Annotated in this window: 10 protein-coding genes; 3 read left to right on the forward strand and 7 right to left on the reverse strand. The window is 43.8% G+C overall.

The window, feature by feature from the left end:
* Window positions 1-26: 26 nt before the first annotated feature.
* From R1T43_RS17255 to R1T43_RS17265, 3 genes are all read left to right on the forward strand, one after another.
* Entirely contained in the window at window positions 27-3,362 is a 3,336-nt protein-coding gene (locus R1T43_RS17255) for an ATP-binding protein (RefSeq protein ID WP_317350512.1), read from the forward strand.
* Window positions 3,355-4,449, forward strand: a complete 1,095-nt coding sequence (locus R1T43_RS17260) for a two-component system response regulator (protein WP_317350514.1) — start codon at window positions 3,355-3,357, stop codon at window positions 4,447-4,449. Before R1T43_RS17255 ends, R1T43_RS17260 begins: the two co-directional genes overlap by 8 nt.
* Before the next feature lie 237 nt (window positions 4,450-4,686).
* The gene (locus tag R1T43_RS17265; RefSeq protein ID WP_317350516.1) at window positions 4,687-5,268 is read left to right on the forward strand and encodes an acyloxyacyl hydrolase; all 582 of its coding nucleotides are present in this window, start codon (window positions 4,687-4,689) and stop codon (window positions 5,266-5,268) included.
* A gap of 125 nt (window positions 5,269-5,393) precedes the next feature.
* Here the strand turns inward: R1T43_RS17265 and R1T43_RS17270 are convergent, their stop codons facing one another.
* The 7 genes from R1T43_RS17270 to R1T43_RS17300 form a co-directional block, all read right to left on the reverse strand.
* Window positions 5,394-6,719, reverse strand: a complete 1,326-nt coding sequence (locus R1T43_RS17270; protein WP_317350517.1) for a tetratricopeptide repeat protein — start codon at window positions 6,717-6,719, stop codon at window positions 5,394-5,396.
* A 4-nt stretch (window positions 6,720-6,723) separates the two neighbouring features.
* Window positions 6,724-7,332, reverse strand: coding sequence for an energy transducer TonB (locus tag R1T43_RS17275; RefSeq protein WP_013785411.1), 609 nt, complete (start codon window positions 7,330-7,332; stop codon window positions 6,724-6,726).
* Window positions 7,333-7,335: 3 nt separating this feature from the next.
* Window positions 7,336-7,743 carry an ExbD/TolR family protein gene (locus R1T43_RS17280; protein ID WP_013785412.1) on the reverse strand — a complete coding sequence of 136 codons (408 nt, stop codon included), beginning with the start codon at window positions 7,741-7,743 and terminating at the stop codon, window positions 7,336-7,338.
* A gap of 29 nt (window positions 7,744-7,772) precedes the next feature.
* Entirely contained in the window at window positions 7,773-8,291 is a 519-nt protein-coding gene (locus R1T43_RS17285) for a MotA/TolQ/ExbB proton channel family protein (RefSeq protein WP_211069881.1), read from the reverse strand.
* Between the two features lie 2 nt (window positions 8,292-8,293).
* Complete coding sequence (locus R1T43_RS17290; RefSeq protein WP_317350519.1) at window positions 8,294-9,661, reverse strand: MotA/TolQ/ExbB proton channel family protein; 1,368 nt, start codon at window positions 9,659-9,661, stop codon at window positions 8,294-8,296.
* A 13-nt stretch (window positions 9,662-9,674) separates the two neighbouring features.
* Window positions 9,675-10,433, reverse strand: coding sequence for a DUF3450 domain-containing protein (locus R1T43_RS17295; RefSeq protein WP_211069883.1), 759 nt, complete (start codon window positions 10,431-10,433; stop codon window positions 9,675-9,677).
* A 155-nt stretch (window positions 10,434-10,588) separates the two neighbouring features.
* Window positions 10,589-13,285 (reverse strand): TonB-dependent receptor domain-containing protein, encoded by a 2,697-nt coding sequence (locus R1T43_RS17300; protein WP_317350522.1) that lies wholly within the window; start codon window positions 13,283-13,285, stop codon window positions 10,589-10,591.
* Between the last annotated feature and the right edge of the window lie 26 nt (window positions 13,286-13,311).

The following is a 13,311-nucleotide window of genomic DNA, read 5'->3' on the forward strand; positions in this document are numbered from 1 at the left end:
GCCCAACGTAAGTCTGCCCCAACGCTGTGAACTCCCTTTTAATCAAGCAAATCAAAGCTGCATTTTCTTGTGAAAACAACGAAGAAGGCGAACTTTGGTTAGACGATATACTCAATAAAACTGCTTTGTTAGACAATCATGATGCATCCCGCCTTACCACGGGGCTTAGTGCATTGCTTGCCTCTATTGACAATACATACCGTCAACATGGTCTTGAGGCCGAAGATGAGACAACAAGCGGCGGGTACGCACGTAAAAGTAGTACGGATAGGCCGACTTTAGAACAAGGGCAAACCTGGCCGCAAGAATTAGCCGCCATTACAGATAACCTTGTTCAATCGGTTAATGCATTATTAACGGCGCAAGCGCGACCTGAAATTGATAATGACATTGCTAGCCTAGCCTCGCTGTCCACCTTAGTTTTAGACTTAATTACTGAGCAACAACACAAAGAAAACGACATGCTGATCCAGAGACGAGCAATGGATCAGCACAGCATTGTGATCACCCTCGACTTAAACGGCACTATCTTAAGTGCTAATGATAAGTGCTGTCAGTTATCTGAATTTACTCGAGACGAGCTTATTGGGAACAATGCGGATATGCTCAATGTTAAAAATGTTCCCTTATCTACACGCCTCGGTATTCTGCAATCCTTATTTAAAGGTGAGATTTGGCACGGCGAGCTTCAAAGTATTACTAAATCCGGTACCCCTTGGTTTGTATTTTGTACCATCGTACCCAACATTAATGACCAAGGCCGTGTTGAAAACTTGGTCGTGCTGTGCACCGATATTTCCAATCAGAAAAGGTTAGAAAAAAGGCTAGAGACAGGTAGGCAGTTTTATCAAAGCATTACTAATAGCATTGGTGAAGGCGTATATGCTGTAGACGCCAAAGGCAAAACTCAATTTTTAAACCCTGAAGCATCACGTTTATTAGGGTGGGAATTAGAGGATTTACAAAGCCATAGATTCCACAACGCGGTTCATTATCAAAAAGAAGATGGCACACTTTTATCAAGAGATGATTGTGCCGTAAATCATGCTATTCGTGTGGGAAAAACCTATAGCTCCGATGAAGACTTCTTTACCGATAAGCGAGGACGGATCTTCCCGATTTCAATTGTTGCAGTTCCCCTTGAGGACATTCATGGTGAGCCTAACGGGCACGTGGGTGTATTTCGCGATATAAGTGGCCGGAAAGGGTTAGAACGGCAGCTACAGCACGCCTACAAAGAAGCCGCTAACGCTAACAAAGCTAAGGGTGATTTCTTAGCCACAATGAGCCATGAAATTCGCACGCCTATGAATGCCATTATTGGCTTAACTCATTTAGCAATTGAAAGTGATAATCAGGCGCAGCAGCAGAACTACATGTCCAAGGTGAAAGGCAGCGCCACCTCGTTGCTCACGCTAATAAACGGCATTTTAGATTTTTCAAAAGTTGAGGCCCAACAAATTGAATTACACCGCGCTGACTTTAATCTTGCCGATATGATGAACAAGCTCGCGCAAGTGTTTCAGCATAAAGCGCGTCAAAAGCACCTACAGTTACTTTTCGATATGCGTTTAGACACAGATGTTACCTGTAAAGGTGACAGTGACAAAATTTATCAGGTGTTGGTTAATTTACTGGGAAATGCAATTAAGTTCACTCGTCACGGTTTCGTTAAGTTAGTCGTTAGCCAACAAGGAGAGGCGCTTTCTTTTTGTGTGAGCGATACTGGTATTGGCATTGATGAAGACAACAAAGAAAAACTGTTCAATGCCTTCGTGCAGGCAGATGCGTCAATTTCGAGGGAGTATGGCGGCACTGGGTTAGGGTTGGCCATTAGTAAGCGCTTAGTTGAGCTAATGCATGGTGAACTTGAATTCACCAGTGAGCTTGGCAAAGGGACTCACTTTTGTTTTACCCTACCTGGAATGGTTCATGAAAAGGCTAAGGAAATTGGTCGTGGAAAGGCTAATGAGACAATCTCAATAAATGCGAGTCAAGCCGCGCCCATGCGGGAATTGAATCATCCATTGCTGTGTGTGAATACCAGTCAAGATATGGATGAAGCGAACAATATTTTAGCTCACACACTGTCGCGACTATCCATACCTTGCCACTTTATTAACGGGAATGCAGATACGTTCCCAGCCAGCCGTCATGATGTAATTGTGTTGCTTCCCGCTAAGCCCGCAGCTTGGCAAAAATTCGTCAACCACATAAAACTTGGTGAATATGAAAATTTGAACCTGATGTGTATTGTCACTCCCGTCGACACCGAAGAAGCCAAGCGACGATTACAATCTGTCAAACTCAACATGCTTAATATAATAGAGCTACCTTTTACCGATGTTCACATCTTACGGGCATTATTTCCAACCTCTGGTTCCACGTTAGCAACGCACGCCGACGGACTGGAAAGTAAGCTCTGGCGTAAGCGACGCTTAGCAGGAAAGCACGCCCTATTGGTTGATGATGACAGTATTAGTCTTGAAATAGCGCAACAAATTTTACTTGATGCAGGGTTGAAAGTCACCACAGCAACCTCTGGTGAGCAGGCCTTGGCATTGGGTAAGAGTAACAACTTCGATGTGGTACTGCTCGATTGTATTCTTCCCAAAAAAAGCGGATTCACTGTTGCTGAAGAACTCAATAATTTAAACGGCTGGCACTGCCCTATTATTGCACTTAGTGCTGATAGTAGTAGCGAGAACATACAAAAAGGGGCTAGCGTAGGTATGTGCGCGCACTTGTTAAAACCCGCAAGCGCGGCTGAAATATTACATGTCATCGATATCAACATCCATACTTCTGCCAATTTAAGTAACATGCATGACAGTGACGACCCCTATCTTACGTCCATCGCTGAGTTTTACTCAAATTACGGAAATGCAGAATTACTCGCGCAGCTTATTAATATCATGATTGAAAACGATTCAAAGCATGATGCCATTAACTCGCTCTTGGACGATGCAAAAAAAATAGGAGCTGATACCTTGGTGGCCGCGCTAGAAGGGCTACCAAGCAGCCTTGAAAACAAATCTAATTATGCGCATAAGATATCTAACATCTCTTTCGCTTTAGACGCCACTCTTCGACTTATTGCTCATACGCTTTCATTGCCAAACGAGTATGATGAAAAAGAAGTAGAAGAGACATTATCTATCTCAGATTTATCAGCGGTGATCACAAGCCTTGAATCTTACGATGCTGAGGCAGTGTCTCTGCTATCAGCGCTATACAACAAACATGCATCATCAGCATCGGCACATGCATTAAACCATGCAAGGCAACTTGTTAGTGTTTACGATTACGGCCGAGCACTTGAAGAACTTTTACGCCTAAGGGATACACTGCTAAATGGCTGATAACCAAAAATCGAAAAAGACGGATTTTAGTATTTTAGTCGTCGACGACGAGCCAGCAAATATCGATTTATTGCAGGGTATTTTGTCGCCTTATTACCAAGTAAAAGTTGCGCCCACTGGGCATATTGCATTGAAAGTTGTAGAGCAGTTCACCCCAGACCTTATTTTACTCGATATTATGATGCCGGGTATTGATGGGCATGAGGTATGCAGACAAATTAAAACCTCACCAGAACTTGCCCCCAGGCTGGCTAAAGTGCCTATCATCTTTGTTACCGCGTTGGGTCAAGGTCAAGATGAAGAGAAAGGCTTTGAATTAGGCGCAGTAGATTATATTACTAAGCCTATCTCCCCCGCATTGGTACTTGCTAGAGTAAAAACACATATCTCGTTAGCGCATCAAGTAAGAGTAACTGAACAAGAAGTTAAAATCAGAACGCAGGAGTTGCTTCGTAGTCAGCAAAGCGCGATTAGTATGTTGGCTGCTGCAGGACATTACAACGATACTGACACCGGCCATCACATTTGGCGCATGGCTGCTTATTGTCAGTGCTTAGCTTTAGCCTCTGGTTGGTCACCTGACGACGCCTCATTACTGGCACAAGCCGCGCCGATGCACGATACCGGGAAAATAGGTATCCCCGATAGTATTTTAAAAGCCCCTAGGCGACTTACCTATGATGAAATGGAAGTAATGCGCACCCATGCGGCAATTGGGTATGAAATATTAACCCGCAGTAATTCCCCCTTGTTTAGCTTGGCGGCAGAAATTGCACGCTATCATCATGAAAAGTGGGATGGCAGTGGTTATCCTTATTCATTGAAACGCGAACACATTCCGGTAAGTGCACGTATTGTGGCAATTGCCGATGTGTTTGATGCCTTAACAATGAAGCGCCCTTATAAGAAAGCGTGGCCAGATGAAGAAGCTTTTGCCTACATTGAAGGTGAATCGGGCAAACATTTCGACCCAGAATTAGTGTCTACTTTTTTGTCTATTAGAGATGAAATTCTTAAAACAAAAGCTTATTGGAATGAACTTGAAGCTAGAAATGAACTGCCATCAATAGAAGCCTTTCTTCCCTGAGCTTTTATTCCTAGAGCCTCAATCCCCTGAGGCTTCCGTGAATGGCGCTAATCATCGATAGCGGTTTATAGCTCAAAATATTGCGGTGAAACCGCAGATTTCAGCGTTAACTTGTTAGTTCAATTTTCTCTAAACTATCAGAATAAAATTGTCATATTTAATCGAATAAACCACGTCTTTTTTTAGAATTGGGTTACCTATATTCCTCCCTCATATAGGGCGTTGGAGGAACATACTATGACTAACACACACATTTTTACCCTTGCTGCATTATTCACACTATTACTTACCCCATTTGCTGTTAATAGCAGCGAGCGCCAATCACCTAGCTTATGGCCAACACCACGTCAAAGCGCTCATGGCTACGCTATCGACTTCATACGTGGAGAAGGCGCTGTAAATGGTATCAAATTAGCCTATCAATATAATATCGATCAGCCTTTAAATGTAAGTTGGCCCATGACCTTAACCATGGAAACCAGTGCTAACTTTTGGGAATATGGCGACGATAATCAGTACGACTCAAATGTAGTACTTGCCCTTTCACCTATTTTTCGGTTTCCACTGACCACAGTGTTTAACAAGCCTATCGATTTAGAGTTGGGCATTGGCGTGTCCTTGCTAGACGATACACAGTTTGCAGGTAAAGATGTGTCTACCCATTATCAGTTTGAAGATAGGATTGGGTTTTCGACCACGTTCGGGCAATACCAAGAATATCGCGTGTCTCTGCGCTACTTTCACTATTCGAACGCAGGTTTTAAGAAGCCTAATCCAGGATTAGATTTTGTGTCGTTATCTTTTAGCCAACGGCTTTAAAAATAAAACTTCAGCCCAGTGGGCTAATAATTACAACAACACAAACAAAAACGCCGCCGGCTCGTGTAGATGCCTGCGGCGGTTTTCATATCACGTATATGCGTTTAAGCGTGTTAGCTGTCGCTTTAGCTGTTGCCAAGCTCAGCTTCAATGATTTCAGATTGCGTCTTTTCAGACTGAACAAACTGTTTCCACTGCTGCGCCATAGCACGGCTTTTCTGATGCTTTTCAGCTTCAGCAAGTTGGTTAAGTGCTAGTGCATACTGCTTTTGATTATAAAGCGCCATGCCTTTAATCAAATATACCAAGCCAGGGTTACGCATCTCGCCTTTTTCAATCGCGCGATCTGCTGATGTAATCGCCTCATCCCATCGTTGTTCATTAAGCAAAATTTGCGCTAGCTGAGCATCTAACTCGCCGTCTTCTGATAATTCAGCTGCTTGCATCATTACCGGAATCGCTCTGTCTTGCTCTTTGGCGAGAGTCCAGCTTTGGCCTAAAAACTTAAGGTTTCGAAGATTCTCTTCAAGCACACCTTCTTTCATGGCTTGTTCCATCAACAATGCGCCTTTATACGGTGCACGATGATAGTAATAAAGCTGAGCCATGTTAAAGATATCAGCAGGTGATGATACAAAACCTTGTTGGTAAGCCGTTTCCATAATGGCAAGCTGCTTACGCTCTTCACCAAGCTCGCCATACATGCCTGCTAACTGTATCCAATACTTTGGTTCGCTATAAAGCTTCACTAGCTTAATCAAAACATCTTTTACTTTAGTTGGCTGCTTGAGTTCGTAGAACACTGCACGCTGAAGAATAAGCCATGACTCATCTGGCAACATACCTTCTGCTTCATGTTCAACTATGGCTTGAGTGATCCAATCTGCTGCGTCGTCATAACGCTTATTTTGATAATAAGCCTGTGCTTTTAGCACCTTATTTTTAGGTGGAATAACCCCGTTGTTTAATACTTCCCAACGTTCGATAAACTCTATCGTTCTATCATAGTTACCTTGCATTAAATGCAATTGCGCCAAACTGAAGAGGGTCGACATTTCGAACTTTTCAGGAATAGGCTGTTGGTTCACTACGTTTTCAAACGATTCTAGGGCCTTATCGTAGTTTTCGTCGTTGTAATAAATGAAGCCGAAAAAGTTATACATCATGGCTTTTTCATAGCTATTCATAGAGTTAGCTTTTTCTTCTACCTCTTTAAGAATAGCAATAGCTTCTTCTACATCGCCTGCATCATCGGCGGCTGATTGTGCACGTGCTAATTGCTCGTATACCTTGCCGCGAAGTGTAGGAACACGACGGGTTTTCTTATCACTGGCTTTTTGTTCCTGAGCAACCGCATTATTGGCAACCAACATAGTAGGAACAGACACAGTTGCAAAAACAACGGCAAACGCCAGTGCGCTAAGCAATGTATTCGTTTGTTTTATTCTCATGTCATTATCCGTCTATCTGGAAAGTAATACGGTTTTGAATACCAGACACTTCCGTGGCTTCGCCATTTACTACTCGTGGCTTATATTTAAACTTCATGGCTGCATCCATTGCTGCTTGTTCAAATATGCCTTCTGGATTGGCTTCTATCACAATAGGGTCTCGCACAGCGCCTTGCTTAGTTACCGTAAATTCAACAATAACAAAGCCTTCAATACCACGTTGTAAAGCACGACGAGGATACACCGGCGCCACCTTAACAATAGGTAAATATTCGCCATCACCAGACTCAAGGGCTAACCCGCCGTCTAAAGAAATATCATCACCAACATCTGCACCGAAATCCATGGATGTCCCCTCTGCATCTGGGGTAGGAGAGTCCATTTGAGGCTGCTCCATTTGCGGTGGTGGCTGATCTGGCTTAGGCGGCTTCTTAGGCTTACGATCTTTTTTCTCGACCTGTTCGTCCTGCTTAACCCTTACAAAGTCAAGTACACTACCCTTTGGCGGTTCCGTTAACGCGCTGCCACCCATCTTGATAAGTGATTGCATCAAGAAGAACAGGCCTAACGTGATCGCAAGGGATATAACAAATGCGATTATATATCGTGGCATGATTTATGGCTCTTGAGCTGCAATCGAAACATCAAAAACACCTGCCGCACGGGAGGCATCCATAACCTTAATAAGGGTTTCAGTTGTTGATTCTTTATCTGCTTGAATCACAACGGTACCCTGCGGGTTTTCAGCGTGAAGACGCTCGATGTTAGCCTGTACTGCGCGCTCATCGATACGACGCTTATTAATCCAAATCTCGCCTTTATCAGAGATAGCAATAAGGATGTTAGCGCGGTCTTTTTTCACAGCAGTAGCTGCTTCAGGGCGGTTAACATCAATACCCGCTTCTTTTACAAACGATGCGGTTACAATAAAGAAAATCAACATGATAAATACAACGTCCAGCATGGGCGTCATATCGATGGCTGCTTCTTCTTCATCAACCAGGTTTTGAAAGTGCTGCTTCATAATTTTTACCTTACCTTAATGCCGTAGCATTAACGTTGAATAGTCAATGCATCCTCAAGATGCGTGCGTTCAGATTTCACCATACGGTTGAGCCACGTAGAGGCGAAAACGCCTGAAAGTGCACCAACCATGCCCGCCATAGTGGGGATAGTGGCTTTCGATACGCCTGATGCCATAGAGCGAGCATTACCCGACCCTGCAATCGCCATTACATCGAACACTTCAATCATACCGGTTACCGTTCCCATCAAGCCCAGTAACGGACAAAGCGCTACCAAAGACTGAATAATCGGGATGCTACCGTTAAGTCGCATGGTTAACTGTGAAATCGTTTTCTGACGAACTTGCTGTGCAATCCAAGAAGCGCGGTCGTGACGTGCAGTCCACATCGCTACCGCCTCTTTCTTAGCTTGCTTATGCCAAATCATCAGATACATGGCACGCTCGAGGATCAAAAGCCACATAACGAATATCAGCAGACCGATGACCAGAAGAACCTGGCCACCTGTTTCTGTGAAATCGCGAATTGCTTCCAGAAACTCGATCATGATTAGCTCCGCTCTGCGCGCTCTGCAATAACGCCAGACGCTTGTTCTTGAAGAATGTATACAATGTTCTTAGAACGTGTATTTAGCATGGCGTATAGCAACGTCATCGGAATAGCGACTACCAGACCAAGAACCGTTGTGACTAGTGCTGTTGAAATACCACCCGCCATTAGTTTCGGGTCACCCGTACCAAATAAGGTAATGGCTTGGAATGTATTAATCATACCGGTTACTGTACCCAGTAGACCCATAAGCGGCGCTACTACTGAGATAATCTTGATGATAGTAAGGTTACGCCCTAGCTTAGGTACTTCGCCCAAAATCGCTTCAGTAAGGTGAAGCTCTAGCGCTTCAACATCAGCATTTGGATGATCGTCACGAACTTTAAGCACGCGGCCAAGTGGGTTATTGGTTTTTATTTCCTTGCTCTTAAGCTGGCTGTTCACTTTCATGCGAATAAGCGACAAGGTAATCAAACGCTCTAGGGCAAGTAGCAAACCGAACGCACCAACGATGAGGATGATGTACCCTACTACGCCGCCTTGTTCAACACGCTCTTTAAGATTTGGCGCTTGAACTAGAAGACCTAGAATTGAACCACCTGTTGGGTCGATACCAAACTGAACTAGCTCACCACTTGCAGATTCTTGAAGTTCTGCAGCAGAGCTGTTGTAACGGTCAGCAGGCTGACGGATAAGTTCTGAAACCGTTCCGGTCACACCGTTGTACTCAAGGTATTTACCATCAGCAACGAGTGCGAAAGGTCCTACACGTACCACTTCTTTCGATACTTTCTGACCACCCGCTTCAACGACGTCAGTAGTGAATTTGGTCACTTTTCCTGACTCTGTCATTTCACGTTGCATTTCAAACCAAACACGCTCAATTTCTTCAATAGACGCAAGTTTTGAGCTAGAGCCCATGTCTTGTGCCATTTTATCAAGGAAGTCTGAACGACCTGTGATTTGCGCCGATACTACTGAGTTATAAAATTTGTTTTTCGTGTCGCCAGCAATTTGCTGAAGTACACCAAACAATTCTTTTAGTGAACCTAAACGTGTATCTAGCGCACCGTTAAGGTCTGCTAATTTAAATTCATTTTCTTCGAATTGGGTTTCAAGCTGCTCTGACTGTGCCAACATTTGGTCACGACGAGCGCGTGTATCACGCAATACTTGATCTTGCTCAGCACGCTGGGCTACGAAGTCACGCTCACGTTGTTTGTTTTGCTCAGACTGTGCAAATTGACCTTCTTCTAGCTGCTTAAGCAGTGCGTCTAGGTCCATTGCGCGGTCGTTCTGTGCTACTGCACCAGCGCTTAAGCTAAGGGCTACTAGGCCAAAAGCGATACGTTTTACTGAATTAAACATTCTCATCAACCTCTTAGTCTGTGATAGCCACTGGTAGCATTAGCAAGTCTGGAGCAAGTTGTTTCTTCGCCATGCGCAGACCTTTGGTAATTTGTGTGCGGTAGCTGCTGTCTAGCGCTTCCCACTGGCGAGTTTGCTTGTTCCAAACACCTTGTGAACTAGCATCACGAGTTTGATAAATAAGCGCTGTGCGACCTAAGCGTAAAAACTCAACGTCACGCTCCTGGCCATCAATAGTATGCAAGCCACTGTAAGCTTCCATTGTGCGACCATAGTCCATCTCAACTTGGTACGCTTCCATAACACGACGGAATTTCTCAGATGCAGCAACATCGGCGCGATCCATCATGGCTTTTAAATCCATTACGCGGTTTTTGCGCTCTTCAGGAAGAAAAGGCACGTCTAGGGCAATAAACTGCTCCATGCCGTCAATCATACGCATCATTAGCGGCGTAATTTGACGCTCAACAACCGATACTTCATCGATAGCAGCGTTCAAGTCATCCATTTCTTGTTCTTGGCTATTAATTTGTTTACGAAGTTGAGTGTTATAAACTTCCAAACCTTCAATTTCTTTCATCAAAGTTTTGAATTGCTGAAGTTTACTGTCAATCTGATCGGTAATGCCGTTTATTTTTTCCTGCGACTTCGCAGCAGATTCATTAATTTTCGCCGCCTCATCGATAACGGGATTTAGTACTTCATCGTCTTGTGCTAGTACAGGTGTCGCCACAAGCGCGCCTGCAATAAGCAAAGAATTGATAAGCTTCATACATTCAAACCTTTAAAGTTAAAAGAAATCGGGGTTACCGACTATAAAATTCTGGGCGTAGGATAGGAGTTTTCCATGACAGTTTTATTACATAACCGTCATATTCAGCAGACAATCGCGCAATAAAAAACCCGGTCAATTCCGGGCTTTTTAAATTAGAAGTCGTAACTTACGCTGGCACTAATACCTGTACCGACGGATTCACGGCGCAACAGGAGTCCTTCCTGTTCAATTTCTTTATCCTCGTTGAGGATATTTTGAAATTTTAGTTTTATCGTCGTGTTGAAGTCCGGATAGTAGGTATAAACAAAATCCAATGAGTGGAAAGGATTTTCTATACCGTCTTCAAACCCGCGAACACCAGGTGCAATAATACGTTCACCAAAAGAGTTATACACCAATGAAGCCGAATGCTCTCCGTTGTCTAAATCCCAACCTAATTGCAGGTTAGCAACCCATTCAGAGTGACCCACTAAACGACGCTGATCATTCGTGATAGTCGCTGTGATGGTACCACCATAGGCTTCACGTGCTTGCTGTGAGAACAAAGAATCTTGATCTCCGCTGCCAATAGTTACTTCTGAATCTGACACCGTCATGTTTCCAGATATAAAGAAGTTACTCATTGAGTCACTGATAAAGCTAAGGTCATGTAAAAACTCTACTTCAACCCCGTATAGTTCACCTTCTTCACCGTTTGCAGTAAGCAACTGAGGTACGCCCTCACCGCCATCGAACTGCACCATCTCAATAGGGTTTTCCATATCCTTGTAGAACAACGCAACAGAGACGTTGTTCCCTTGAGACATATACCATTCCCAGCGGACGTCTATGTTCATTAGCTCAGTTTCAACTAATGACGGTGAACCACGAACAAGAAATTCGGTAAGTGGATCGATAAAGAATGTGGTACTGATATCACGTAAATCAGGACGGATTAACGTTTGGCTGATGTTGAAACGATACTGCATTTCATCGTTAGGGATATAAGTTAGCGCGAATGAAGGAAGAATATCATCTTCGTTATAAATGCTGTCCGCAATTTCATCCGTTTCTGCTGCAAACTCATTCGAGTGTTCAACAAAAGGCACTGAAATTTGCTGGAACTCTTCCCATCGCGCACCACCACTTAAACGCCACTTTTTATCGATAAAAGCATCTACCATCAAGTAACCAGCAGTCAGCTTACTTGCTGCGGAATACTTATCACCTTCACCGGTATTGTCTTGAAATAGCGAGCTACCTGTTGAACTTGCGTAGAAGTCAGGGTTATTAATATTTTCTTCTGAGAAAATATCATACAGTCGGTTGCCCACTTTAAATTCATCATTAATACCAAAATGGCGAATCGCTAAATCGATATTTACGGCATCCCGTGTTTTCTCGTAATAATCAAAGCCCGCCTTAATTTCGATATCGTACCCATCACCGTAGAAAGGAGTAGAGATATTAAAACCATAAGTATCAGATTCATCTTGAAGGCTTTGATACTGACGGTTTAAGTTAGTCCCTGAAGTATCATCGATACGTTCAAGCTCTAACGCACCAACATCGTCATAAAATAACTGGTAAGTTACTTCCATAATATCGGGCGCTTCACGCGAGGCTCGGCTTGTACCTGCGTACCAATCAAAAAACACACCGTTAGCAATATCGAGGAAATTATGTGTTCCTTTCAACTGTGACGACACCATTTCACGCTCTTCGAAAATGATATCCATACGACTGAACTCTTCCACGCCGATGGTGCTTTCACTGTCATCGAAGTATTCGCCGTCCCGCAGGCGGTCACGCATGTCGTGGAGCATCATATTAACCAGTTCAATTTTGTGGTTACTATTTAACTCATAACCCACATTGAACATGCCGCTCCAACGAACATTTTGTTCGGTAGAAATCATGTCACGATATTTAGTAAAGCGAGGGTTATCTTGTCCGCCACCAATATCATTACCCAATTGCTCTTCGGTAATTGACCATTCGTTGCTGTAAGAAACCGTCGCAAGGAAGCCCAATACACTGTCGTCATCAAATGTGTAACGATTACCTAGCGTTGCACCTAAATTAAAGTCAGGCTCGGCAGACTTACTTTCAGGGCCAATATCCCAATTAAATGAATTCAGTATTTCTTGTGTTTGCGCCAACGTACGTGAAGAATCACCTTCAAACCCGTCAGAGCCAGAAGCGGCCAAATTCGATGCTATGATAGACGGCAAGGCGCGTGTGCCATCATCTCGTCCAGTCCAATCATCGCTGCCACCGCCGTAGAAAAATCCGTCATTACTGTTTTCTGAATTCCAACCTGCCCCACCAGACACACTGAACACAAATTCAGTTGGGATAGACTTAGTACGGATATTGACGTTACCGCCACCAAAGTGGCCAGGCATGTTGGGTGAAAACGATTTTTGAACATTCAAGCTTTCAATGATACTTGAAGGGAATAAATCCAATGGAACCACTGAACGCGTAGGATCAGGGCTAGGTACTGTCATACCATTCAATTGTGTACTTGAGTAGCGTTCACCCAAACCACGAACGTAGATGAACTTACCATCTACCAATGTTAATCCAGTTACACGACGAAGTGCTGCTGCTGCATCGCCATCACCGGTACGTGCAATTTGATCTGCACCCATGATATCGGCAACAAACGCTTGGTTTTGACGCTCTTGCATTACTGCTGTTGCTGTCCCTTTTAATCGGGTACCTGTAGCAACAACTTCTTCAATCACTTCATCTTCTGATTGTTGCGCTATTGCTGCTGTAGACAATAAGCTTGAACCCAGAATAGTAGAGATGGCAAGCGTCAGACTACCTAACTTGAATATTGACGATTGATTATTTTTCATTATGGAAACTCCTATGGGGCTGTAGT

Origin of the sequence: Alteromonas sp. CI.11.F.A3 (assembly GCF_032925565.1) — a bacterium.
Taxonomy (GTDB): domain Bacteria; phylum Pseudomonadota; class Gammaproteobacteria; order Enterobacterales; family Alteromonadaceae; genus Alteromonas.

Excerpts from the sequence above, each read along its gene's own strand:
- R1T43_RS17260 (WP_317350514.1), top strand. The coding sequence starts at position 3,355 with ATGGCTGATAACCAAAAATCGAAAAAGACGGATTTTAGTATTTTAGTC.
- R1T43_RS17265 (WP_317350516.1), top strand. The coding sequence starts at position 4,687 with ATGACTAACACACACATTTTTACCCTTGCTGCATTATTCACACTATTA.
- R1T43_RS17270 (WP_317350517.1), bottom strand. The coding sequence starts at position 6,719 with ATGAGAATAAAACAAACGAATACATTGCTTAGCGCACTGGCGTTTGCC.
- R1T43_RS17275 (WP_013785411.1), bottom strand. The coding sequence starts at position 7,332 with ATGCCACGATATATAATCGCATTTGTTATATCCCTTGCGATCACGTTA.
- R1T43_RS17280 (WP_013785412.1), bottom strand. The coding sequence starts at position 7,743 with ATGAAGCAGCACTTTCAAAACCTGGTTGATGAAGAAGAAGCAGCCATC.
- R1T43_RS17285 (WP_211069881.1), bottom strand. The coding sequence starts at position 8,291 with ATGATCGAGTTTCTGGAAGCAATTCGCGATTTCACAGAAACAGGTGGC.
- R1T43_RS17290 (WP_317350519.1), bottom strand. The coding sequence starts at position 9,661 with ATGTTTAATTCAGTAAAACGTATCGCTTTTGGCCTAGTAGCCCTTAGC.
- R1T43_RS17295 (WP_211069883.1), bottom strand. The coding sequence starts at position 10,433 with ATGAAGCTTATCAATTCTTTGCTTATTGCAGGCGCGCTTGTGGCGACA.
- R1T43_RS17300 (WP_317350522.1), bottom strand. The coding sequence starts at position 13,285 with ATGAAAAATAATCAATCGTCAATATTCAAGTTAGGTAGTCTGACGCTT.